This is a genomic window from Ruegeria sp. YTSC199 (genome assembly GCF_059609725.1).
Genome location: NZ_JBXWMF010000003.1, coordinates 152,783 through 175,882, shown reverse-complemented (window position 1 = coordinate 175,882; position 23,100 = coordinate 152,783). Strand labels below are relative to the sequence as shown.

At 59.1% G+C, this 23,100-nt stretch carries 19 protein-coding genes and 1 pseudogene; 3 read left to right on the top strand and 17 right to left on the bottom strand.

Features of this window, described 5'->3' with window-relative positions; genetic code table 11:
* Positions 1 to 6: 6 nt before the first annotated feature.
* From AC2FEE_RS03970 to AC2FEE_RS03910, 13 genes and pseudogenes are all read right to left on the bottom strand, one after another.
* Positions 7 to 765, bottom strand: a complete 759-nt coding sequence (locus AC2FEE_RS03970; protein ID WP_496863198.1) for a methyltransferase domain-containing protein — start codon at positions 763 to 765, stop codon at positions 7 to 9.
* Positions 762 to 1,382, bottom strand: coding sequence for a pimeloyl-ACP methyl esterase BioG family protein (locus tag AC2FEE_RS03965; protein WP_496863196.1), 621 nt, complete (start codon positions 1,380 to 1,382; stop codon positions 762 to 764). The genes AC2FEE_RS03970 and AC2FEE_RS03965 overlap by 4 nt, the downstream gene beginning before the upstream one ends.
* Positions 1,379 to 2,665, bottom strand: a complete 1,287-nt coding sequence (gene bioA / locus AC2FEE_RS03960) for an adenosylmethionine--8-amino-7-oxononanoate transaminase (protein ID WP_496863195.1) — start codon at positions 2,663 to 2,665, stop codon at positions 1,379 to 1,381. Before bioA ends, AC2FEE_RS03965 begins: the two co-directional genes overlap by 4 nt.
* Positions 2,662 to 3,282, bottom strand: a complete 621-nt coding sequence (gene bioD / locus AC2FEE_RS03955; RefSeq protein ID WP_496863194.1) for a dethiobiotin synthase — start codon at positions 3,280 to 3,282, stop codon at positions 2,662 to 2,664. Before bioD ends, bioA begins: the two co-directional genes overlap by 4 nt.
* Entirely contained in the window at positions 3,279 to 4,412 is a 1,134-nt protein-coding gene (locus tag AC2FEE_RS03950) for an 8-amino-7-oxononanoate synthase (protein WP_496863193.1), read from the bottom strand. Before AC2FEE_RS03950 ends, bioD begins: the two co-directional genes overlap by 4 nt.
* Complete coding sequence (bioB, locus tag AC2FEE_RS03945) at positions 4,409 to 5,389, bottom strand: biotin synthase BioB (protein ID WP_496863191.1); 981 nt, start codon at positions 5,387 to 5,389, stop codon at positions 4,409 to 4,411. Before bioB ends, AC2FEE_RS03950 begins: the two co-directional genes overlap by 4 nt.
* A 124-nt stretch (positions 5,390 to 5,513) precedes the next feature.
* Positions 5,514 to 6,002: pseudogene (locus AC2FEE_RS03940) on the bottom strand (sterol desaturase family protein); the annotation flags it as partial.
* Between the two features lie 440 nt (positions 6,003 to 6,442).
* Positions 6,443 to 7,132 (bottom strand): hypothetical protein, encoded by a 690-nt coding sequence (locus tag AC2FEE_RS03935; protein ID WP_496863189.1) that lies wholly within the window; start codon positions 7,130 to 7,132, stop codon positions 6,443 to 6,445.
* Positions 7,133 to 7,468: 336 nt separating this feature from the next.
* Entirely contained in the window at positions 7,469 to 8,137 is a 669-nt protein-coding gene (gene trhA / locus AC2FEE_RS03930; RefSeq protein WP_496863188.1) for a PAQR family membrane homeostasis protein TrhA, read from the bottom strand.
* A gap of 92 nt (positions 8,138 to 8,229) precedes the next feature.
* Positions 8,230 to 10,536 carry a fatty acid cis/trans isomerase gene (locus AC2FEE_RS03925; RefSeq protein ID WP_496863186.1) on the bottom strand — a complete coding sequence of 769 codons (2,307 nt, stop codon included), beginning with the start codon at positions 10,534 to 10,536 and terminating at the stop codon, positions 8,230 to 8,232.
* A 116-nt stretch (positions 10,537 to 10,652) separates the two neighbouring features.
* Positions 10,653 to 11,732: a PLP-dependent cysteine synthase family protein gene (locus AC2FEE_RS03920; protein WP_496863185.1), complete on the bottom strand. Its 1,080-nt coding sequence runs from the start codon at positions 11,730 to 11,732 to the stop codon at positions 10,653 to 10,655.
* An 87-nt stretch (positions 11,733 to 11,819) separates the two neighbouring features.
* Positions 11,820 to 13,823 carry an FAD-binding oxidoreductase gene (locus AC2FEE_RS03915; RefSeq protein ID WP_496863184.1) on the bottom strand — a complete coding sequence of 668 codons (2,004 nt, stop codon included), beginning with the start codon at positions 13,821 to 13,823 and terminating at the stop codon, positions 11,820 to 11,822.
* 118 nt (positions 13,824 to 13,941) lie between these two features.
* Positions 13,942 to 14,565, bottom strand: coding sequence for a glutathione S-transferase family protein (locus AC2FEE_RS03910; RefSeq protein WP_496863182.1), 624 nt, complete (start codon positions 14,563 to 14,565; stop codon positions 13,942 to 13,944).
* 126 nt (positions 14,566 to 14,691) lie between these two features.
* On the opposite strand from AC2FEE_RS03910, the gene AC2FEE_RS03905 reads away from it, so the two are divergent.
* The 3 genes from AC2FEE_RS03905 to AC2FEE_RS03895 all read left to right on the top strand — a co-directional run bounded on the left by AC2FEE_RS03905 (position 14,692) and on the right by AC2FEE_RS03895 (position 17,057).
* Positions 14,692 to 15,579: a LysR family transcriptional regulator gene (locus AC2FEE_RS03905; RefSeq protein ID WP_496863181.1), complete on the top strand. Its 888-nt coding sequence runs from the start codon at positions 14,692 to 14,694 to the stop codon at positions 15,577 to 15,579.
* A gap of 151 nt (positions 15,580 to 15,730) precedes the next feature.
* Positions 15,731 to 16,399 carry a cupin domain-containing protein gene (locus AC2FEE_RS03900; protein WP_496863180.1) on the top strand — a complete coding sequence of 223 codons (669 nt, stop codon included), beginning with the start codon at positions 15,731 to 15,733 and terminating at the stop codon, positions 16,397 to 16,399.
* A gap of 94 nt (positions 16,400 to 16,493) precedes the next feature.
* Entirely contained in the window at positions 16,494 to 17,057 is a 564-nt protein-coding gene (locus AC2FEE_RS03895; RefSeq protein WP_496863178.1) for a TetR/AcrR family transcriptional regulator, read from the top strand.
* A 19-nt stretch (positions 17,058 to 17,076) separates the two neighbouring features.
* Here AC2FEE_RS03895 and AC2FEE_RS03890 read toward each other — a convergent pair whose 3' ends face one another.
* From AC2FEE_RS03890 to AC2FEE_RS03875, 4 genes are all read right to left on the bottom strand, one after another.
* Positions 17,077 to 18,594, bottom strand: coding sequence for an ABC transporter permease (locus tag AC2FEE_RS03890; protein WP_496863177.1), 1,518 nt, complete (start codon positions 18,592 to 18,594; stop codon positions 17,077 to 17,079).
* 10 nt (positions 18,595 to 18,604) lie between these two features.
* Positions 18,605 to 19,654 (bottom strand): quaternary amine ABC transporter ATP-binding protein, encoded by a 1,050-nt coding sequence (locus tag AC2FEE_RS03885; protein WP_480591571.1) that lies wholly within the window; start codon positions 19,652 to 19,654, stop codon positions 18,605 to 18,607.
* A gap of 63 nt (positions 19,655 to 19,717) precedes the next feature.
* Positions 19,718 to 20,686: an ABC transporter substrate-binding protein gene (locus AC2FEE_RS03880; protein WP_496863176.1), complete on the bottom strand. Its 969-nt coding sequence runs from the start codon at positions 20,684 to 20,686 to the stop codon at positions 19,718 to 19,720.
* A 34-nt stretch (positions 20,687 to 20,720) separates the two neighbouring features.
* Positions 20,721 to 23,042: a DUF1989 domain-containing protein gene (locus tag AC2FEE_RS03875; RefSeq protein WP_496863174.1), complete on the bottom strand. Its 2,322-nt coding sequence runs from the start codon at positions 23,040 to 23,042 to the stop codon at positions 20,721 to 20,723.
* Positions 23,043 to 23,100 lie beyond the last annotated feature (58 nt).

The window sequence follows — 23,100 nt, the reverse complement described above, 5'->3', positions numbered from 1 at the left end:
GCTGACTCAGCCGGGCTTGCGCGCAATGATCCAGGTTGGGTGGTAGGTCAGCGAAACGCCGAACTCACCCCCGAACTGCCGGACATAGTCATTGGTGAACGCCATCAGGCTGGACTTGGTCCAGGTTTTCTGCGCCCGCCCGTTTACACCGGTCCGGCGCAGGTGTTCCAATACTTTTCGCGGCGAAGAAAATTGCATCTGCCGTTCCACTTCCCCGGCAGAGACAACATCCAGAATGCCCTCAACAGCAGCGGTCAGAGTATCCGGTGCGCACAGACCCGGCGCTTTCGCCGCCGACCCGACCTGTACCAACTCGCGGTATTGCTGCGGGCCAAACCCCGAAATGGCCAGCCAACCACCGGGAGCCAACGCCATCGCGGCGCGGCGCAGGAACAGGACGGGGTCGGGAAGCCACTGGATCATCGAGGCCGACGCTATCAGATGCGGCAGTGCGGGCCATGCGACGGTCTCGGCATCCCCACACAAAAAACCGGCCTCAAAGGTGGTTGCCGTCTCATCGGCCTCGGGCGAGAGGTCGTTGACCGTGAGCGTATCAAACACAAAATGTTCGCAAAGCCGCTGTGTCAGGTGACCGGTGCCGCAACCGAACTCCAACGCCGAGGGGAAGTGCTGCGGTGCGCCACTTTCGCGCAAATCCTGCGCCAGACGATCCGCGATCTTAGCCTGCTGACCCGCCGAGTCATGGTAGGTCAGGAAACTGCGGCTGAAGCTGCGCTGGACACGCTCGGTCAACTGGGCGTTCATGCGATCCACTCCTTCCAGCTTTGACCAGCGGCAAAAGGGACATGTGGCGCGGAAATGGTTCGAACCACATCCTGCTGCCCGGCCCATGCGGCCTGTTGCGCACAGGTCGGGATGATCCGGTCCCGTTGTGGTATCCAGATCCGGTCAAACCTGTGGTCCGGCGCATTGCCGCGTTTGATCACCGCATAAAGCTCGGCTTGCGCGGCGTCGATATCAATCTCGGGCGCAGGAAACTTGAGCCCTGCGCGGCGGCAGAACTTGGCGAAACTGGCGGTGTTCAACTGATCCGCCGTGGCACGGATCGTATCCGGCGCGATGCCGTGCTCGGTATCGGCCGGGGACAGAGTGCCACTGACTGCAATCGATCGATCGGGTTGAAGCCCTGTCTGCGTCAGCCAATGCACCGCCGACGCCACACCAAAAGAAAAGGCAATCAGGGTAACCTGGTCATATTGCGCAAGATCGCTCAGCGGGCTGTCCAACTGGGTATAGTCGTCCACGAACAAGACATCCGCATCGGTTGAAAGGTCCTGAAAGAGCCCGGAACCGAGGGCCCAGCCCCCGAAGATCAACAGCACCTCATGGGTACCTGAGCGGGACAACCATTGCTGTTTCATGACTTGCCCTTCGCCAGAGACACCATGGCCGATGTCACACGGCTCAACTCGTCCGGAGAGATGATAAAGGGCGGCATGCAATAGATGTTGCGTGCAAAGGGGCGCAACCAGACACCGGTTACCGGCGCCAGCCCGTGTGCGACGGACGGATCAACCCAGTCCTCCATTTCGATGACGCCGATGGCACCCAATACACGCACATCTGAAACACTGGGCAACCCGCGCGCAGGGGCCAATTCGTGTTCCATCTGATCGGCGATACCGGCAACTTCGGACCGCCAATTCCGGATGGATAGTTGCTCCAGACTTGCGACAGCCGCCGCGCAAGCCAGCGGGTTGGCCATGTAGGTCGGGCCATGCATCATGACGCCGGCCTCACTTTCGCCGATCCGCCGTGCAACGGTCTCGGTCGTGGCGGTTGCGGCCAGAGTGATATGCCCGCCGGTCAACGCCTTGCCCAGGCACAGAATGTCCGGCACGACACCTGCATGGTGCAGTGCAAACAACTCTCCGGTCCGACCAAAGCCGGTGGCGATCTCATCGAAGATGACCAGCACGTCGTGGGCTTTGCACAACTCGTGCGCACGCTGCAGCCATGTCGGGTGATAGAAATACATCCCCCCCGCGCCCTGAACTACAGGCTCAAGGATCAGACCCGCAATCTGATCGGCTTTGGCCTCCAACAATACTTCCAGCGCGTCCAGACCATTCAGGTCACCATCCTCGGACCAGTCCTGACCAAGGGCGATCTGTGGGCGAGGCAGGAAATGCTGGACGGATAAAGCCCCCGAGAACAACCCGTGCATCCCGTTGACCGGGTCGCAGACACTCATCGCTTTCCAGGTGTCGCCGTGATAGCCGCCGCGAATGGTGGCGAATTGCGTGCGGCCCTTGCGGCCCTGTGCCATCTGGTATTGCACCGCCATTTTCAGCGCCACTTCGATGGCCACCGAGCCGCTATCACTATAAAAGATACGGTCTAGCCCGTCGGGCAACAGTTCGATCAGCCTGCGCCCCAGCTCAATCGCAGGAGAATGGGTCAACCCACCGAACATCACATGCGGCATCTGATCCAGTTGTGCCTGCATCGCCTCGACGATGGACGGATGACGGTGCCCGTGCACCGCGCACCACCACGAGGACATCGCATCAATCATCTGCGTCCCGTCCTCGGCGGTCAGCCAAACACCCTCGGCCCCGGTGATCAGGTGCATCGGACCGGGCTTCAGCACGTTGGTGTAGGGGTGCCAAAGGTGGCGGGCGTCAAACTCAAGCGGGGTCACAGGGCACTCCGGATTGTGTCGACATCGATGGCAGTGAAAGCGTCAGTCAGCGTATCACTGGACAGGGTGTCGATAAAAGGCAAACGGCCTAGGTGCCGGGTATTGCCCATCTGCGCGATGGTCAGTTCCACATCCGGCTCGGCGTCGCCGACAAATGCCACGCCCACCACATCGCACCCGGCGCTTCGCAGCGCCATCAGTGAAAGCGTCGTGTGGTTGATCGTACCCAGAGCGGTGCGCGCCACCAGTACGACCGGAGCCTGCCATTGCGCGATCACGTCGAGGAAAAACACCGTACGGTTCAGCGGCACCATCAGCCCACCTGCGCCTTCGACAACCAGTGGGCCGGACACATTCGGCAGGGTCAGGCAGGCCGGTTCAATCTGTATACCCATGTCCTCGGCCGACAAATGCGGCGAGGCGGGCATGTTCAGACGATAGGCCTCGGGTAGCACCTCGGTCCCCGTCAACTCAGCGACGATTTCCGAGTCCGTTGCCTCTTCCAATCCCGATTGCACAGGCTTCCAGTAGCGCGCGCCAAGTGCGGCGGTCAGACCCGCGGCGAAGACGGTTTTGCCGATGCCGGTATCTGTGCCCACAACAATAACGGTACTCATGCGGCCTCGCTTTGGTACTGTGCCAGCGTTTCAAACAGGGCACTGATGTCGGTGTCTGTCACATTGCCGGTGACCGAGACCCGAAGCCGCGATGTGCCACGCGGAACCGTCGGCGGGCGGATACCCCGGACGTCGAACCCCTGCGCTTGCAGGGTTGCCGCCATTTCCATCGTTGCCGCCTCATCACCCAGAATGACCGGAATGATCTGGCTGTTCAGCACGCCCTGCGGCACTCCAGTGCGACGCGCCTCGGCATGAGCGTGGTGCATTCGGGCGGTTGCAGCTGAGGTCAGGCTGGCGTCGGATTCCAGATGATCCAGCACTGCCCGCACGAGGGCTGCGTTGAACGGCGACGGAGCGGTCGCAAAGATGAACGGCCGCGCACGATTGATCAGCGCGTCGATCATCACGCGCGGTCCGCAAATCAGACCGCCTGCGACACCCAGACCCTTACCGCAAGTATGCAGCGTCAGAACCTCAGCTGTCAGACGATGGGCCAGACCTTTGCCATTCGAGCCGAACACGCCGGTGGCATGGGCTTCGTCCACCACCAGAACAGCCCCCTGTTCGACAGCCAGATCGGACAATGCGGGCAGCGGCGCGACGTCGCCTTCCATTGAATAGACGCTTTCCACCGCGATCCAGACCTGCCCCGTTCCCCCCGCGGCCAGCCAGCCTGCCAGAACACGCCGGGCATCCGCCACGTTATTATGGGCAAAGGACCGCGTTTCGGCCCGACCCATGCGCATTCCTTCATGTGCACTGGCATGGACCAGGTCGTCATACAGAACCAGGTCCCCTGCCGCAGGCAGGGTCGAGAATATCGCCTGGTTGGCCTGAAACCCGCCGCTCATGAACAAGGCCGCCTCGGCCCCAAAAAAAGCTGCGGCCTCTTCCTCGAGCGCCTCATGTTCCGGGTGATTGCCGCGCAACAGCCGCGACCCACCTGATCCAAGCGGCACCCCCCGCTTCAGCGCCTTTTCCGCGGCGCGGTGCAACAGCGGAGAATCCGCCAGACCCAAGTAGTCGTTCGAGGCGAAGTCCAACCCATGCCTCGGTGTTAGCGCCCGGCGGCGATGTCGGGCGTCCAGCGTTTCAAGCATCGAGTTCAGGCGACTCAGTGCTTTCATTCAGCCGCTTCCGCACAGCTTTGCCCGGCCACGGTTTCAGCCTGCAGCCCCAGCTTGGCAAAGAGAACCGCGTCAGTATCTTCTTCGGGGTTTTCTGCGGTTAGCAGTGTTTCCCCGACAAAGATCGAGTTTGCACCGGCAAGGAAACACATGGCCTGCAGCTCGTCGCTCATGTCGCTGCGGCCAGCGGACAGGCGCACATAGGATTTCGGCATCATGATGCGGGCAGTAGCGATCACGCGCACGAAATCGATCGGGTCGATCGGCTTGGCATCAGCCAGCGGAGTGTCTTCCTGCGGCATAAGCATGTTGATCGGAACGGATTCGGGCGCAGGACCCATATTGGCCAGGGTAACCAGCATGTCGACGCGGTCGCCGATCTCTTCGCCCATTCCCAGAATACCGCCCGAGCACACTTTGATCCCGGCGTCCTGCACGCGATTCATCGTGTCGATCCGGTCAGCAAATGTACGGGTGGTGATGACCTCGGGGTAATAGCGTTCGGACGTGTCGATGTTGTGATTGTAATAGTCCAGCCCTGCGTCGCGCAGGCGAAACACCTGATTGTCGTCCAGCATGCCCAGCGTCATGCAGGTCTCCATGCCCATCTCGCGGACCCCTTCGACCATGGCCACCAGCGCGTCCATGTCGCGGTCTTTCGGCTCGCGCCACGCCGCGCCCATGCAGAACCGGGTCGCGCCGCCATCTTTCGCCTTGCGGGCCTCCGACAGGACGCGCTGAACCTCGATCAGCTTCGAAGCCGACAGTTTCGAACCGTTCCGGGCAGATTGCGAACAATAGGAACAATCCTCGGCACAGCCGCCCGTCTTGATCGACAGAAGCTTGGAAGTCTGGATTTTGTTGGGGTCGAAATTCTCGCGATGCACGGTCTGCGCGCGAAAGAGCAGGTCCATCAGAGGAAGATCATATACGGCCTGCGCCGCCTCGCGGGTCCATGTGGGAGAGGTGTTTTCCATTTTATCGATAATCTATCCAAAACTCCATGCCTGCCTTGTCTAATATCGATAAACGTGAAAAATTCAACTGCTAACTGCCCGGTCAGCACGGAACCGCCCGGCGACAAAAGTTGTTGCAGGAAGTTTAGGCTATGGGTTCGCGCTCTTGTTCCGCCCTGCTTTCCATTCCGGCCCGCATTTTCCCAACCCTCCGCCGCAATACACTTGCGAGATCCCGAGAGGGGCGGAAGTAGATATCGATCAGATCAGAGGCATGCGCCTCGGACGGTTTCAGCCCGAAGGTCAGCGCGCCATCCCGCTCGGGCAAAAGCAGCGACCCGAACAGCCAATACCGGATCGAGATAGGCGAATGCGGCAGGTTCGAACCGGTGACGTGGAATATAAAAGACATCACGTCAACGCCCAGCACCGTGTACAGATCGACCGCGTTGCCGAAGAAGAACAAAAACGTCACCATAACGGTGCCCTGCGCAGCCGCGCCGCGCATCCCGTACAGGATACCTTCCAGCGGGCGCGTGCGGTAGACCGTTATCGGCGTCATCGTTCCGGCTGAATGGTGCACCTTGTGGATGGCCCACAACACCGGCCAGCGATGAAGAAGGAATTTTGTAAAGTCGTCGACAACAAAAAACCGTCACGATGAAAAGCGCCACGATCACACCCTTTGGCGCGTCGGCAAACAGTCCACGTTGCAGGAAATTCACGTCATGCAGCGCGTAGTACAGCACTGTCGCAATCGCCAGCTATGACACCAGCAATGGCGAAGTAAACAAGGTGGAGACGCGGTTGATCACAAATATCTAGTAATCCGCCTTGGCCAACGGCGAGAACAGGATCTTGCGGTCGAACACCTCGCTTTGGGCTGCCCGGATCGAAGGCCGGCGCACCGCCCCTAGCCATACAATGCGATCAAGACTGTAAGAAACAGATACCCAACGAAGATGCGCTTCTTGGGGTTGAAAAAATCAGCAATGACCGCGCCTATTTGATCGAGAATTTCCAAGGGGTGTCTTTCTGCTGAAAACCCGGCGACCCAAGGACCGCCGGGAGGGGTCAGATAATCTTTAGTCGTTTTCTGCCGACGCGTTTGCTCCCAGTTGGTTTCGATAATATCGGCATAGTTCTGCTCAAGCGAGAGTGTCGACGAAAGCGCAACCGTGCCGAAGTAACCGAGCGCCTAATCCCAGACATGCTCTTTGCCAGTGAAATGCGCGCCTTGTTTGTAAGGCTTGTTGTTGGCGTCCAGCTTCTCGTCCAGATAATTGTCGACCGCCTGATTACACACCATGGCGCCCAGTGTGAATTTGGGATCAGCTGACTCCAGCCCATTCCGTTTACCGGGTCATAGACCTGCTCGGACGCCGCCGCCATCTTGATCATCTGCAACGCAACGTCGACGCCCGATAGGTTGCCCGGCCATGGGGGCATTGCGCCATTGTAGAGCTTGCCCGAGATGTTTTTGCCTTTGGAGATTTCGTTCACAGTTGACTGCTTGATCAGAAAGCCGTCTTTCGACGCAGGCGCGATGATTTCCAGATCCTCTTCGGACCCTTCGAAATTGGCCTTCATCAACGCCTCGACCTCGGCCGCATTGTTGCCGCCATCGCCTTTGCCTGCCGCTTTTTTCAGGCTGTTATGCAGCACGTGGCGCGCGGCCTGACCGGAATACGAAACCGAATTGGTCTTGTCGCCTTCATAGCCTTTTACGGTGACCGGAAACGGGCCATAGGCCTGTTCGGCCATAGCAGCACCGCCGACCAGAACCGCAGCAACAAGCGACGAAGTGAGTTTGAGCGTAAGTTTGAGCTTAGGGCGTCCTTGTTCTATCCGCCTCTTTACATCGGGGTTTTATCCTGACTTTTTAGCCACTTACCACCAAGGCGAGTTACCCCCCAATTGTTCAATTTATAACCTGCGTGCAGGAGAAAAACCTGCAGCTTGATACAGTGGAAAACACCCGCTGCAGAGGCAGAGTGGCCCGTGATATGCCTCAATCGCAATGCGGTTCGGGTTTCTGCCTGCACCCGCGAGTTTTCACCATAGCATCAGTGCCAGAAGGGTTCTCAGCCCGAAATCCAATCAGGCAACAGGATGTGGCCCCAGAAGAATTCGGACCGAGATTGCGATGAAAAACAAAACCGTGCCGGTCAGAACAAACACATGCCAAATGGTGTTGTGAAAAGGAAGTTGGTCCAGCAGGTAAAAGGCAACGCCGACGGTATAGACCACGCCACCTGATATCATCAGCCAGACAACGACCGATGGCAGTTCGTTCAACAGGTCAGACCCGGCCCAGACTACAGCCCAGCCCATCATCAGATAAAGGACAAGCCCGAACCAGCGAAACCGAACCGGGTCAATCAACTTCAGCACCGAACCCAGCGTTGCCGACGACCACAGGCCAATCAAAAGCCCCGGCCCCTGCCCGCCGGAAAGCAATAGGAAGGGTGTATAGGTCCCGGCGATCTTCACATAGATGCCCGAGTGATCCAGGCGGCGCAGCAGTTCGCTCCACCTGTCGCTTTCGATCATATTGTAGAGCGCCGAAAACGTCAGCATCAGCAGCAGCGTCACACCATAGACCGAGACCCCCAGAATGGCCTCGGGTTCCGACCGGTGAAAAGTGGTGATCGTGATCAGCAGTGGAACTGCAACAAGCGCCGAAGTGACACCCAAAACGTGCACAACTCCGTCGCTCACACGCTCGGCGCGGCTATAGGCTGGACGGATATCTGCAAATGACCACATAGATTTAACTTAAGCGCCCAAGGGATTTCGGACAAGTTAACGTCCCTCGCGGCTGATCAAGGTGTTGTGTCTACCCTTCGGAAAACCCGCACCTAAGTGGGGTCCTCCCCCGGCTTCGGGTCCTTGTACCTGTTCAGATCGAATACACCCGCCTGAATTGGTTTTCCTTGCAGGAAAAGATCGTGAATATGGTCACTTATCACCCAAAAATCTGGACTGGTCCGACGCACACCGTATTCCGCCACAACAGCCAAGTAGTCGCTTTGCGACCGCACGGCCTCTAGCGCGGCGATGAAGCGCGACAACTGATCCTGTCGGACGCGAAAGTAGAAATTCGGATAGCTTCCGATCAGGCCCGGAAGGATCGTCAGAACATCCGCCTCGGGGTCACGGCGCGCTTTTTCGTCGAACAGAAAGGCCACGTTGTAGTGCGCCTTGTCGTGCACAAGACTGAACAGCGCGGTCTCTCCGTCGCTTTGTTCGATCACCAGAACCGACAGGTCCGGCAGGTATTTCACCCAATCGCCGGGTTGATTGGCCAGATCGCGCAGTGCGCCGACTGGCTGACCCGGTTGGCACTCTTCTGCAACGCATCTGTTGATCGGGTCCATGACCGGCCACAACCCGTTGCCGCGCGCCAACAAAGTCAGAAGGAATTCCTGTTTCGGCTGACTTGTCTCATAAAAAACGCCGGTTGGAAAACTGTCATCGACCCGGCGCCGGTGCCAGTAGGTGTGTAATTCGGCCAGAACGCCCTGGTACCAAATTTCGTGCATCTGAGGTCGGACGCGCCTTGGCATGAAGGCGAGAAAGGTATCCTCGCTCTCCATCCGCAATTCATCCATGTAAAGCCGCGTGGACAGCTGATGTTCAACTCGCCCGAACACATCGTATCCCGCCACGAGCTCATAATAGATGCGCTCAAAGATCGGAAAGTCGATGACCCAAGCGGTTTCGGGGATGCCGCCGTGAAACCCGGTCATGGCCGAAGCGTTATCGAAATGCCGAAACACCGTGATCAGCGCGTTGGGATTGGTTCCATCACCATCCCAGATCGAGTCATAGTCAAAACCTGTCGGATAAACCGGAGCGGCCTGGTACCGCGCATCCCGGAACTCAAGATACTCGACCTGATTTTTGTGCGAGAACCCCTGCAATGTGCCCAGCACTCCGGCATCGGCCTCGGACACGGGCAATTCCAAAAAGGCGGCGCCTTCCTGCAGATAGCTCGGGTCGGTGACCGACAAATCCGCATCCGGGTCAAGGAAGCTGACCCAGAACCTGTCCTCGATCACGTCAACGGCGGTTTCGCCATGGCAGACGGGGCCGCGAATGAAGCTGCGGACAAAGAACAGCGCGTCATCCAGCAAGAACTGATAACGGCTGCGCGCTGGCATCTCCATGAAAGTGCTGAACGGGCTGCCGCCCTCTGCGTCCCCAAACGGGGGCAATTCTGCCAACGTCCAATCTGTGTCGAGAAACAGCTGTCGAAAACGCGCCATGCGCTCCGGCCCAAGCGTATAGACCAGATGTTCCTTGTGTACGATCGTTTCCGTGACCTGCTGCAACCGATAGTAAAACGGCGCCGCACCCGGATCATCGAACGGTCTTCGTGTTGCTATTACGTCGATCTCATCGCCCGCCGGCGTGGTCGAGCGTACCAGTTGGAAGAACCGCCGCGGATCATCGCTCTGGAAATGGAGCCGGGCGAGAAACAGATGCTCATACAGATACCGGCTCATCAATTGATTGCGCAGCTCGCTTTTGTTCAAGAACACTTCCCAATCGGCGATCTGAGCCTGAATCGCGTCGGGAATGGCGGGTTGGGAGCGTGGCAAGGCCGCGCCGCCACGCGCCCAACCCATGAGCGTCTGAAACTCGGCTTCTGCTAGCGGTGCTGTTCCATAGGGCATACCCGCAAGCGGGTGGTTCCCGCTGAACGCGTCAAACTCATCCGAGGTGGGGCAGACCAGAGGGCGGTCGATTGCCAGACCAAGTTGCGTAGGAAGGGTGGCGTCAGCCGGCAGGGGGTTCTGGCGACCCAACTCCAGATACCGCTCAAGCAAACCCGGATTCTGCCCGCGAAGGACAGTATGAAACCCCAGCGCCCTCCATTCCGGAACAGTTTGTGCGTCGATCCCCAGTCGGGTGGGTTGGGCATCCTCCAAACGCTCGGTGTGATATACGGCCTCTTTGCTGGCCCCGCGCAAAACCCCCGCCGGTGACGTCAGTTTCAACTGACATGGCGCGTCATAGCAACTGTGGCAAACGACACAGCGGCGATCCATGATCGATTTCACCTCGGCCCATGTCTGGTTCTGCGCCCGAGCCGCAAACGGGATAGCGCAAAGCAGGCACAACAGGAGCGTAGTCTGCAACAACAGTCGAACTTTGTGCATCTGCGTACCTCCCCTGCCCGACTTCGGGCATCATCCCCCGTAACCTGCCAATATCATTGCAGTTACGGGGGGCTTTAGGCAAGAAACGCGACCGGGCGGACCTACACGACTTGGCGTCAGCCGATGTTATAGCCCGGTGTTGATTGCGCGATTTCGGCTTCCTCATCGGTCATGCCCACCGAGATGTCGCTGAACAATGGTGTGCTCAGGTACCGCTCGCCCGTGTCAGGCAGCATACACAGTACAGACGCGCCGGGATTGGCTTGTTCGGCGATTTCCATGGCCACGGCGAAGGTCGCGCCGCCGGAAATACCGGTCAGAATCCCCTCTTGGCTGGCCAATTTCTGCGCCCATTCGACACCCTTTGGCCCGGGCACCGGGATCAGTTGGTCGAAGTAATTGTTGTCGATGGATTCCTGCAGGACCGACGGTATGAAGTCCGGCGTCCAGCCCTGAATCACATGCGGTTCGAACGCCGGGTGGCTGGAAACAGGATCATTGTCCTTGCCCCGCTCGGTCGCAATGCCGCTGCCTACCAGCTGCGCGTTGGCAGGCTCAGACAGGATGATTTTCGTATCGGGCCACTCGGCGCGCAGAACGCGCGAGACACCCGTGACCGTGCCGCCGGTTCCATAGCCGGTCACGAAGTAATCCAGCGGTTCGCCATTGAAATCACCCAGGATTTCCCGCGCAGTCGTTGCGGCGTGGATTTCGGCATTGGCCTGTGTTTCAAACTGCCGCGCCAGAAACCAGCCGTGCTTTTCGGCCAACTCGGCAGCCTTGCGGTACATGCCAAAGCCTTTTTCCTCTTTTGGGGTCAGGACGACCTTGGCTCCCATCATCCGCATCAACTGACGGCGTTCAGTGGAAAAGCTCTCGGCCATCGTCACCACCAAAGGATATCCCTTCTGCGCGCACACCATGGCCAGACCGATACCGGTATTGCCGCTGGTCGCCTCAACCACGGTTTGCCCGGGTTTCAGGGCCCCACTGCGCTCGGCAGCTTCGATGATGTTCACCGCAAGGCGATCCTTGACCGAGCCGGCCGGGTTGAAGGCCTCGAACTTCACGAACAGATTGACGCCTTCGGGCCCCAGATTGTTAATGCGGATCGTGGGCGTATTGCCGATCGTGTCGAGCACGCTGTCATAAATACGGCCGTTGCCCGAGGTGGTTCTGAGCTTTGAGTCGGTCATCGGAAATCCTCATATGGTCACAGGTGCAATCCCATCTTTCTAACCTGCGTCCGGGTCAATGTCCCGTACCCTTTCTGCAAGCTCGGGCTAAAGATCCAATATCACCTCGTCTGTTCCTTCAGCAGGTACAGCACAACAGATCAGCACCTCGTCTTCGGCGTGATCCGCCGTCGGCTCGGTGCGATAGGCGATTTTTCCTGCGATTTTGCGCGTCAGACAGCTGCCGCAAGAGCCCGAGCGGCATGAGAAAGATGGCTCCAGCCCCTGTGCCTCAGCCGTTTCCAACAGCGTCGGCCCGTCTTTCACCCAATACGCCTTGTGCCCGCTGGCTTTGAAGGTAACCTGGGCCGCCTCGGCCTCGGGCTGCGGTTTGGGTATGGCACCATCATCCGAACGCCGTTTCAACGCCGCCGGGCCGAAGCTTTCGGCGAATATCCGATCATCCCTTGCGCCCAGTTCGCAAAGCATATCGTAGACGGCTTGCATGAAGGACGGCGGGCCGCAGAGAAAGAAATCGTAGTCATCCAAGGGCAGCGTGTCGCGGATCAGCGCGGGTGTGATGTAGCCTGCGGCATCAAAATCCACCCCTGCCTGCTTGCCCTGTTCGGGCCGCGAGATGACCGACACATAGCGGATCTTGCCGTCGCTACTCGCCTCGGCCCGGCGCAAGTCCGTATGAAAGGCCCGCTGAGCCACGGTCTGCGCTGCGTGGAATACGGTTAGCCTGCGGGTGTGGCGGGTCCGTACACCTTCGTTCAGGACGTGGCGCATCATTGACATTATCGGCGTGATACCGACCCCTCCGGCAAACAGAACGGCGGGGCGGGGCTCGGCCGCGTTGAGATAGAACTGACCCTTGGGGGCTTGGACCTCTACAAGGGCTCCGACTGAAAGCATGTCGTGCAAGTGGTTCGACACGGCGCCGCCGGGCTCGCGCTTGACCGAAATCCTGTAACTGGAATCGCCCGGAGCAGAGGACACTGTGTAGGTGCGGGTCACTGGCGTCTTGCCATCAGGCCGCACGCGGACCGTCAAGAAGTGCCCCGCCTCAAAAGGCAACAGGGGCAAACCGTCCTTAGGCACAAGCGTAAAGGACCGGATCGCCTCGCTTTCATCGCGCACCGAGGAGACTTGCAGAGATCGCCACTGGTGACGCTGCATTTCAGCTTTTCGCCGGGATTCGGCGGACTTCCAGTCATCGGCCATCAGGCTGTTGGGCGAAAACTCCGAAAACTCGGCCCGGAACGGCAACGCATCGTGGATGCGTAGCCCGTGGTGCAGATGAAACCACCAGCCTCGGCTTGCACCGTTGAACGTTGCGATTTCGGGATGGTCTTCACCCAGAACCTCAACGGTTCCAGTCAGCATCAGCAGATCGCCGGTCCGATAATCGGGAAACAGCAGACCTGCCCGTGGGTTTACAAGGAAATTGCCCAGCGTGTTAAAGAAGTTGTTACCGGCAAAGTCTGGCACCAGCAGGCTGTTGCCTTCGACCTTGACGAAACCCGGGCGCCCGCCCCTGTGCGACACGTCCACGCCTGAGTGTTCGGGCGTATCGGCGGAACTTGCCACATAGAACGAATTGGCGGTAGAGATCATATGCCGAGCCTGCGCATCCAGCGCTGAAAACCGATCGCTGGCGGGACGGACGATATCGACCTCGGGCTCTCGAACAAACGTCACATCGTGGGTTTGAATATACTGTGGGCAGTTCCCAAAAGACTGCACCACGTCCAGTGAAAAGCCGCCCTCATCGGCAAGACGCACTGTGGCATTCATGCGGTTGCGCCGCCGCGTGGACAGCTCCAATCCCACCACACCGATCGACGCGCCGGTTTGCAATGCAGCATCCAGCGGATCGTCACCCAACGGTCGGACCTTGACGTCAAGCTGCCGTTCATGCGGCGAGCCGACAAACCCTGGTCTGCCCGAGACCATCGACGCCCAAGGCCAACCATCGGAATTGACGCTGCCCAGAACGATGAATGGGAGCTGACCAAAGAATTCCCGATGCTGATCTGGCATATAGGGACGGATAAAGCCCCGACCCGTTTTTTCGATCTTTTCCCGTTTCCCCACGCGCGACTGCATGGCTCGCTCACCTGCATGAAAGGGCGATCTATCAACGGTGGTAGAAACATTCATGGCGGACCTCACTTGTCTCGAACAGGGACCGGTTGCGCCGAGGCGCAACCGGACAAGTTTGGGGTCAGGCGGCGTTGAGACCAGCCGCCGTGCGAGGCATCGGGACAAAGCCGTCCAGCGCCTCGACATTGGTCAGCATGCGACGAACATTTGCATAGGGTTCCAGCGACACGCCGCCCTCGGGCGCGTGCGCGGTGTAGCTGTAGATCGCGACATCCGCGATGGTAGGCGCGTCGCCGACCAACCAGTCCCGCCCTTCCAGATGCGCGTCCAGCTTGCCCAGAACCTTGGCGGCGGTGGCATGTGTGAAATCCACGTCCAGCGGCGCATTGAAAACGGTGATCAGCCGCGCGGCGGCAGGGCCGAAGGCGATCTCGCCTGCCGCGAGGGTCAGGAATTTTTGTACCTCGGCTTCAAGCACCGGATCTGTTGGCAGGTAAGATGGTGCATATTTCCGGGCCAGATAGACCAGGATGGCATTGCTGTCGCTGACAACCACGTCACCGTCTTCCAGTACCGGCACCTGCCCCGCGGGGTTCAACGCCAGAAACGCGTCGCCTTTATGTTCACCACCGACCAGATCAACATCGATGACATCGTGCTTGATGCCGGCAAGGCTGGCGAACAGAACTGCGCGGTGGGCATGGCCGGATAGCGGGAAACTGTGAATTCGGATGGTATTGGACATCTGGTAGCTCTTTCTCTGACTGAAGGGGTTCGGCTGAGGATCAGCATCTGAGCACCAGACATAAATTGATTTCATCAAGGCGATAATATACCTATCTGATGAATTACTATGAACGCAGTGTAGACAATGGACACCATCCAGGGCATGAGAGCCTTTGCGGCCGTGGCAGCGCATTCTTCCTTTACCGAAGGCGCGCGGCAGATTGGCATCAGCACCAAGCTGGCCAGCAAGTATGTCGGCCAGTTGGAGGACCGCCTGAACGCGCAACTATTCAACCGCACCACCCGCAGCGTTACCCTGACCGATACCGGGCGCGCCTATTACGAACGCTGCTTGCCCCTGTTGGAGCAGTTTGATGAACTGGAAGGCCTTGTCCAGCAGCGCCAATCCGAACTCGCTGGCCCTATCCGGATCACCGCACCAACCGGGTTCGGGTCCGCGGAACTGATCCATCTGTTGAAACCGTTCCAGATCCTGCATCCCAAAGTTTCGATCGAACTGCACCTGTCGGATCACCATGTCCCGATGGTCGAGGAAGGCTATGATCTGGCTATTCGGTTTGGTGTCCTGAAAGATTCAAACCTCGTGGCGCGCAAGCTCATGGACATGCGGGTCGTGTGCTGTGTGTCGCCGGATTATCTGGCGGAATTCGGAACCCCGAAAGACCCCGCAGCGCTGGCCTCTCACAATTGCCTGTTGCAGACCACCGGCAGCAACATCGTCCATTGGACCTTTAAGGGCGCGGACGGGGAATATTCGGTTCCGGTTTCCGGCAGTTTCCGCGCAAACTCGCCACGCGCCGTGGCCCATATGGCTGCCGATGGGCTGGGGATCGGACGCATTCCCCTGTACACTGCACGGCCGTTTTTGAACGCTGGAAAACTGCAACTGATCTTCGAAACCCAGGAAGCTGTTTCCGTCGGCCTCTATGCCGCCTATCCGCAAAACCGCCATCTGACCGCTCGGATACGGGCGTTGATCGATTTTTTGGCAACTGAGATACGAGGGGCTTGAAGCTCGCTTATCTAAAATCCCCGTGAGGCACATGAACAATACATTTGCTATGGTTGCCAAATTACCTACCTATCAGTAGATAGGTAACACAATCAGTGTTTCTGTCCAAGAGTTTTGACCTCTGCCCTTCTCAGCTGAAAGGATCGTTTCCATGGAACTCAACTCGGACTTCTCTTCCCGCGTCGTTGTTCACTCGGATCAGCTCGAGTGGCAAGCCTCGCCCATGACGGGCGTGGATCGGCGCATGTTGGACCGGATCGGGGGCGAGGTCGCCCGCGCCACCACCATCGTGCGCTTTGCACCGGGCAGTCAGTTCTCGGCCCACACTCATGCGGGGGGTGAGGAGTTCATCGTGCTGGACGGCGTATTTCAGGACGAACACGGCGATTTCCCTGCCGGGACCTATGTGCGCAACCCGCCGACCAGCCATCATACGCCGGGTTCAGAACCCGGCTGCACCATCTTCGTCAAACTCTGGCAGTTCGACATGGATGACCGCACCCAGTTTCACAAAACAATGGAGGATGAGTTGGCCGCCCCGGTGAATGGCGTAGCCACTGCGATCCTGCACAAGGACACTCGCGAAGAGGTCACCTATAGCCACCTGGACGCGGGCGCGGCCCTGACTTCCAACGCACCTGGTGGAATTGAATTGCTGGTTATCGACGGGTCGATCACCACCGAAGGCGACCTACTGAAAAAGAATGGTTGGTTACGTCTGCCCCAAGACCAAGCTCTGTCGGCCATAGCTGGCCCAGATGGAGCGAAGGTCTGGATGAAAACCGGGCACCTACCTTATGCCCGCGCACCGCAGGTCTAGGTGATTGGATTCGCTTGTTCGGGGCATAAAAAACCGGGGCTGCTGTCTGACGGACTAAAAGGCCCGCATCGAAACGGAAAAGGCATGAAGCAGCATGGTCACCGACACCAAAACCGCTTTGCTGGATGTTGCAGAACGCGCGGCCCGCGCGCGCGGGTTTGACGGGTTCAGCTATGCTGATCTGGCCGAGGCCATCGGCATCCGCAAAGCGTCGGTCCACTATCATTTTTCCACCAAGGCCACGCTGACCGCCGCGCTGATAAACAGATACCATGCGAAGCTTGAGGCAGAGTGCCGGGAAATCGAAGCCACTCACGACACCGGGTCCGAACGCTTGCGAGCGCTGATCCGGCTATACCGGGGTGCCCTGAACGACGGCAAAACCCTGTGCCTGTGTGTGTCGCTGATCAGCAGTCGCGAAAGTCTGTCGGACGAGGTCATCGAAAAGATCAAAGCCTTCCGAGCTATGATGGCGGGGCGGATCGAGGCGATCTTTGCACTCGGAGTTACAGACAAGTCGATCTCAGGCGTTGCACATCCGGCCTCGGAAGCTCGCGCGGCGCTAGCGCTGCTGGAAGGGGCGCACCTGTCCGCCCGCGCCGAAGAGAATGTGCAGACCTTTGACGAGGCCGTGGATGTGCTGAAATCCCGTTGTTGATTCCGCACCCCGTTAAGCACTATCTCTTACCGGCTACGATCCGATCAAGAATGAGCGCGCAAAACAGGATCGCCAAACCAGCCAGAATGCCTTGCCCCGCCGCCGCATATTGCAACGCCTCCAACACATCTTCGCCCAGCCCCTTGGCTCCGATCAGCGAGGCAACGACGACCATGGCCAGCGACATCAGAATGGTCTGGTTCACACCCGCCATGATGGTCTTGTGCGCCAGCGGCAGATCCACGCGCCACAACAGGTATCGTGGTGTAGCGCCGAATGCCATCGCAGCCTCGCGCACGGTTTCGGGCACCTGTTGCAGGCCCAGAACGGTGAAACGGATTACCGGAGGGCTGCCGAAAATCATGGTGGCAACCACGCCCGCCGGTTTGCCCGACCCGATGAATGCCACCACCGGAATCAGATAGACGAAGGACGGCATCGACTGCATGAAGTCCAGAATGGGCCGCACGATGGCAAAGGCACGCGGACGACGGGCACAATAGATACCCAGCGGAATGCCTAACGTAATCGAGATCAGCGCCGCCGCCCCCAGCAGCGCAATCGTGGTCATCGCCTTTTCCCAGAAATCCAGCAATCCCAGATAGGCCAGCGCCGCCCCGGTGAAGATCGCCACGCGCGCTCCGGCAGACAGGTAGGCCAGCATGATGATCACCAGCGCCACGACTGGCCAGGGGGTATCGACAAGAACCACCTCGATCCAATCCAGAAGGGTGCGCATTCCATAAGTCAGCCCGTCGAAAAAGCCGCGACCGGCAGTTTTGGTCCATTCGAACACTGCCTGCACGCCGTCGCCTACGTTTAGACGCCAGTCGCGGTTTGTCGGAAAGGTCTTCAGCACTGCCAGGGCATCAGGTTGCGCAAACTTGATCATCGACAGGATCACGACCACTCCGGTCAAGGCCGAGGCAACGATCAGTCGGGGCAACGACCATCCATGCGCAACGCTCGGGTCCGAGCGCCAGCGTGCGAACTGCCCCTCGAGCGTCCAGTTGGCCAGCGAGGCCGCCAGAAACTTGACTGCAAGCAGCAGGGCGATCCCGATTGCGAGATAGGTCAGGCCGGTTGAGTCCGCGCTTTTGGCTGCGTCCTGCGCCCCGGCCAAGGCACCCTCCAGCGACTCTGCCGCACGTTTCAGGGACTCCAGCGACGCCGCCCCGGATTGTTCTGCCGCCGCGATTTGTTGACGCCGCAACTCTAGTGTCTGCTCAATCTGCTCTGCCCGTTCGCGGAACTCCCGTCCCAGATCGCCAAACAGGCCAAGTCCGATCTGGATATAGGCCAGCGTTTCCAGCAGCAGGAACCCCAGAAACCACGACCAGAGCCCCCTGGCCCCAAACCAGATTGGCCCCAGAAGCGCTGCCGCCTTGTTCAGCGTAAAGCGATAACCTGGCGCCTGCATCATATAGGCAAAGGTCTTCTGGTAGTAGGACTGTCCCTGCCCGACGAAATCTCCGATCAAGCCATTCAGGTGGTCGGCGGTTTCCGGTTGGATCTGTTGCAAATCAACATGTTTCATAGCGGTCCCCTTATGCCTGGCTGTCTTGAATCGCACGGATCAGGCCCGCACGGTTGATTACACCCACGGTCTTGCCGTCCTGTGTAACCGCAACGACACCGTGGCCGTCCACACAAAGGTTCATCAAATCTGACAGATCCATATCCGGATGGGCCTCTTTCGCGTCGTCGGGCACTTCGCCGTGATGCGCTTCGAACTCGTCGACCGGTTTCATCACCGCATGAGCGAAGATCATGTTGAGCTTGGAGATTCCCGCTACGAAATCCGCCACATAATCGTCGGCGGGATTGAGGATGATCTCTTCCGGTGTGCCGATCTGCACGATGCGCCCGTCCTTCATGATCGCAATGCGATGGCCGATGCGGATCGCTTCGTCGAGGTCATGGGTAATGAACATTGTGGTCTTGTTCAGCTTGTGGCTCAGATCCATGAACTGATCCTGCAACTGCTTGCGGATCAGTGGGTCGAGCGCCGAGAACGGCTCATCCATCAGCAAAATCTCCGGGTCAGCAGCGATGGCCCGGGCCAAACCCACGCGCTGCTGCATCCCGCCCGACAGTTCATGGGCGTATTTGTCCTCCCAGCCGTTTAGCTCGACCAGTTCCAACACCCGGTCGGCTTCTTCCCAACGACGGGCTTTGCCTGTGCCACGGATTTCCAGTGGCATCGCTACGTTGTCACGCACAGTACGGTGGGGCATCAGGCCGAAGTTTTGGAACACCATGGCGACACGGCGGTTACGCAGGTCGCGTAGGCCCTCATCGTTCAGGCCCATCACATCATCACCGTCCAGATAGATATGACCATCGGTCGGCTCCAGCAGACGGTTCACATGGCGCACCAGCGTTGATTTGCCCGAGCCTGACAGGCCCATGACACAGAACAGCTCACCCCGTTCGATCTCGAAACTTGCATCGGCCACGCCAACAACGCAGTTGAAGCGATCCAGCACCTCGGCCTTGCTCAGTCCTTCACTGTGGATTGCGTTCAAAGCCTCTTGCGAGCGTGCGCCGAACACTTTCCAAACGCCTTTTGCATCGATTGCGATTTCCGCTGTCATATTGGCCCCACCGCTGTTGATTGTGTTGAGTGGTGCCCCCGGAAACCCGGGGGCAAATCGGCTTTAGTTGGTGGTCAAGCCCAGCCAGCCGTCGATCGTGTCGCCATTGGCGGCGATCCATTCGGCCACGACCTCATCGGTGTCACGGCCCTTGACCACAACCTCGTAGGTCAAACCGCTCAGCTCACCCGCATCCATGTCGATATTGGCTAAGAACGAAGCCGCCGCCGGGTTGCGCTGCTCCAGCGATTTCGAATGCGCAACCGTCACGGTTTTGACCGGCTCGCCAGTGCTGACATGAGATTTATTGTACCAGTCCGCGTCCTGATCCGGCTGCACCATTTTGTAGGTAGCCGCGTCATGCTCGGGCTCTTCCAGAATAGTCACGTCATATAACGCATGGACGTAATGCGGCGCATAGCAGTAGAAGGCCGCGCCTTTCTGCTGGTCGATCTGATCCTTCAGCCGAGAGTAGAACACGGTTTCATCTTCGGTGGTCGGCGTCAGAAAGGTCTCTATCCCGTAGTCCCGCACCCGTACCTTGAACGTGTTGGTCGATGCCCAGCCGGATGCACCAACCCACACTTCTCCCAGGCCGTCACCATCCGAGTCGAACAGCTCTTGCGCCATTGGCGTGGCCAGATCGTAGATGGATTTGATGTTGTGATCATCGACCATGTAGTTCGGCACGCAAATCCCGGCACGGCCCTCATAACTGCCAGAGGACAGTGCCACGGTAGCTTTCTGATCGACATATTCATCCGTGAACGAGGACTGGTTCGGCAGCCAGACATCCGGGTGCACGTCAATGTCCCCGCGCCCGCCGTCCATGGCGGCAAAGATCACCGCATTGGCGCCGGGGGCATAACCGACCTCACCGCCCAGACGGGTTTCGATAACCTGACCGATCACCCGGCTCATGATCTTGGCGCCGGGCCAGCTGGGCTCACCCACCATGACCTTTTCTTGTGCCATCGCCGTTGTTGCGCCCAAAGTCAGGGCCAAGGTTGCGGTCAATGTGAGTTTCTTCATAGGTCTTCTCCCATAGCGTTGAGTTACATGCGCATCAGGCGCGCGCCCGCTTGCGTTGCGGGTCTATGAATGGAATGTCAGAGACGGTGGCTTTCAGGCGTTTCATCCGTCCGTCGAGCTGGCCGATCTCCAGTTGGGTGCCGTTATCCGCGTGTTCGACCGACAGCCTTGCCATTGCAATCGCGTGTTCGAGCATCGGTGAGCGAGTGGCCGAGGTGACCACACCCACCTGCCGCTCACCCGCAAAGACCGGGGCACCATGTCGGGGCAGATCATCGCAGCCAATCAACAGCCCTTTGAGCACCCGGCGCGGCTCGCGCGCATTGCGTTCCAAGGCGGCCTTTCCGGTGAAGTCGGATTTAGTCAGGTCAACGGCAAAGCCCAACCCGGCCTCAAACGCATCCACGCCCGGTGCGAATTCAGCGTTTGCCGCGGCCAAACCGGCCTCGATCCGGATGATGTCCAGCGCGGCCAAGCCCATCGGGGTGATCCCGAATTCCTCACCGGCGGCCATCACCGCGTCCCAGATCGCAACCGCGTCGGATTTGGAGCAGAATATCTCGTACCCCAATTCCCCGGTATAGCCCGAGCGCGACAACATGAAAGGCGCGCCCTCGCGGTCGTTCAGTCGCGCGACGGTGACACCAAACCATTTCAGATGGTCCAGCGATGGCACGTGCGGCTGCGTAAAGGCGATTTTGCGCAGCAATTCGCGCGATTTCGGCCCTTGGATAGCCAAGTTTGGCATCGCGCCACGCAACGCATGGACACGCACTTGCAGGCCGTGCGCATCGGCCAGTTCCTGCAGCGCCCGCCCACTTTCTTCGGTCCCGCAACACCAGCGGAAAATCTCTGGCGCAAGGCGGAACAGGGTGCCATCATCGATGACCGAGCCACTATCATCGCACATCAAAGTATAAGACCCGCGCCAGACCGGCAGTTTCGCCACGTTGCGAGTCGTGGCCAGTTGCATCAGCGCCTCGGCATCCGGGCCGACAATGTCGAACTTGCGCAGACCGCTCATATCCTGCACCGTCACAGCTTCACGGCAGGCCCAGTATTCGCCCAAAGTACCATGAGCAGGGTAGCTGACGGGTGCCCACAGATCGCGCGCTGGGGCGAAATGCTGAGTCAGCGGGGCAAGACGGTCGTGAAAGGCGGACTCCTGACTGATCGACATGGGGGCATCTTCCTTTTCACGATAGGCAACCGCGCGGCGGATCGGTGTTTTGGCGCGGTAGATGCGCACATGCACATCGGTCGGGTTCCAACCGTTGATCGGATCGATATCATCGGGACAGGCGGTTGAGACGCAGACCAGATCCTCAAGCGCGCGCATGGTCACATAGTCTCCGGGCCGCGAGTAGGATTCCTCGGTCAGAATGTGATGCGTTGCCGGGTCGATCCATGTGTTCCAGAAGAAGTTGATCGCAGGCCACGCCGAGCGCCGCGCTACGCCATAAGGCGCCAATGCGTTCGACATGTTGTCAGAACAATTCAGATGACCGGGGAAGCCCCGCTCCTCGTAACCGCGCGCGGTGCAGGCCAGACCAAATGTGTCATGCCGCCCGCAAGTATCCTGTAAGACGTTCAGCAAGGGCCGCATCTCACGGTCGAAAAACTTATCCAGCAAACCGGGGCCGGGGTAGGCGCGTCGCACCATCGACCGGGTAGCGGTCGAGTCGATCATCCACTCGTCTCCCCGGTCCAAACCATCGGACCGCAGCGCCATGAAGTCAGAGCATTGCTGCCCCTCGACATCGATGATCTGGACGAATTCCCCTGCCTTAAGCTCATAGGCGATCGCACTGCCCCGCGGCACGGTGAATTCATCCCGCGTGTCTCCCAGCAGAGGGGGCAAATGCGGACCGCCCGAAGCTGTAGGTTTATGTCGGACGGTGACGCAATCGGAATTTGCGCCCTTGATCAAAGCCGCAACCGCCACGGGCCGGATGGCCCAGACGGTTACCTTCTGATCCGCTCGCAGGATCAACGGTTCGGCGGTCTGACGCAGTTGGTGACCGGTAACGGGTAGCCCCCCGCTCTGCGCCTCGATCCAGCCGGTAAAACCGGCGCTGTCGAAATCAGCGCAATTGATCTGTGTGTTTGCCGCCAAACCCAAAGCTTCATGCATGGCTTGCCCGTCCTCGGTGAACACTGCCAGTTCCAGCGGTTGACCCGAGCCGAGGCCTTCAAGCGACAGCAAGTCCCCAGGCATCATTGTCAGCCGAACCGTCTCTCGCGGGGCCAGCTTGTGCGTCCGCGTGCCCGAGGCCTTTGGGAACCCCGGAAACCGGCGGCCGGGACTGTCCAGCCCGGTATTCGTGAACGCATGTAAGACCGAAGATTCCTGCATGGTGGTTTCAGATTCTTGCTATGTAACTAGTTACAGAACTTGCTGAAACTAGTTACAT

Excerpts from the sequence above, each read along its gene's own strand:
- AC2FEE_RS03900 (WP_496863180.1), top strand. The coding sequence starts at position 15,731 with ATGGAACTCAACTCGGACTTCTCTTCCCGCGTCGTTGTTCACTCGGAT.
- AC2FEE_RS03910 (WP_496863182.1), bottom strand. The coding sequence starts at position 14,565 with ATGTCCAATACCATCCGAATTCACAGTTTCCCGCTATCCGGCCATGCC.
- AC2FEE_RS03915 (WP_496863184.1), bottom strand. The coding sequence starts at position 13,823 with ATGCAGTCGCGCGTGGGGAAACGGGAAAAGATCGAAAAAACGGGTCGG.
- AC2FEE_RS03875 (WP_496863174.1), bottom strand. The coding sequence starts at position 23,042 with ATGCAGGAATCTTCGGTCTTACATGCGTTCACGAATACCGGGCTGGAC.
- AC2FEE_RS03880 (WP_496863176.1), bottom strand. The coding sequence starts at position 20,686 with ATGAAGAAACTCACATTGACCGCAACCTTGGCCCTGACTTTGGGCGCA.
- AC2FEE_RS03950 (WP_496863193.1), bottom strand. The coding sequence starts at position 4,412 with ATGAAAGCACTGAGTCGCCTGAACTCGATGCTTGAAACGCTGGACGCC.
- AC2FEE_RS03895 (WP_496863178.1), top strand. The coding sequence starts at position 16,494 with ATGGTCACCGACACCAAAACCGCTTTGCTGGATGTTGCAGAACGCGCG.
- AC2FEE_RS03935 (WP_496863189.1), bottom strand. The coding sequence starts at position 7,132 with ATGGCCGAACAGGCCTATGGCCCGTTTCCGGTCACCGTAAAAGGCTAT.
- bioB (WP_496863191.1), bottom strand. The coding sequence starts at position 5,389 with ATGGAAAACACCTCTCCCACATGGACCCGCGAGGCGGCGCAGGCCGTA.
- AC2FEE_RS03925 (WP_496863186.1), bottom strand. The coding sequence starts at position 10,536 with ATGCACAAAGTTCGACTGTTGTTGCAGACTACGCTCCTGTTGTGCCTG.
- AC2FEE_RS03970 (WP_496863198.1), bottom strand. The coding sequence starts at position 765 with ATGAACGCCCAGTTGACCGAGCGTGTCCAGCGCAGCTTCAGCCGCAGT.
- AC2FEE_RS03885 (WP_480591571.1), bottom strand. The coding sequence starts at position 19,654 with ATGACAGCGGAAATCGCAATCGATGCAAAAGGCGTTTGGAAAGTGTTC.
- bioD (WP_496863194.1), bottom strand. The coding sequence starts at position 3,282 with ATGAGTACCGTTATTGTTGTGGGCACAGATACCGGCATCGGCAAAACC.
- AC2FEE_RS03965 (WP_496863196.1), bottom strand. The coding sequence starts at position 1,382 with ATGAAACAGCAATGGTTGTCCCGCTCAGGTACCCATGAGGTGCTGTTG.
- AC2FEE_RS03920 (WP_496863185.1), bottom strand. The coding sequence starts at position 11,732 with ATGACCGACTCAAAGCTCAGAACCACCTCGGGCAACGGCCGTATTTAT.
- AC2FEE_RS03905 (WP_496863181.1), top strand. The coding sequence starts at position 14,692 with ATGGACACCATCCAGGGCATGAGAGCCTTTGCGGCCGTGGCAGCGCAT.
- trhA (WP_496863188.1), bottom strand. The coding sequence starts at position 8,137 with ATGTGGTCATTTGCAGATATCCGTCCAGCCTATAGCCGCGCCGAGCGT.
- AC2FEE_RS03890 (WP_496863177.1), bottom strand. The coding sequence starts at position 18,594 with ATGAAACATGTTGATTTGCAACAGATCCAACCGGAAACCGCCGACCAC.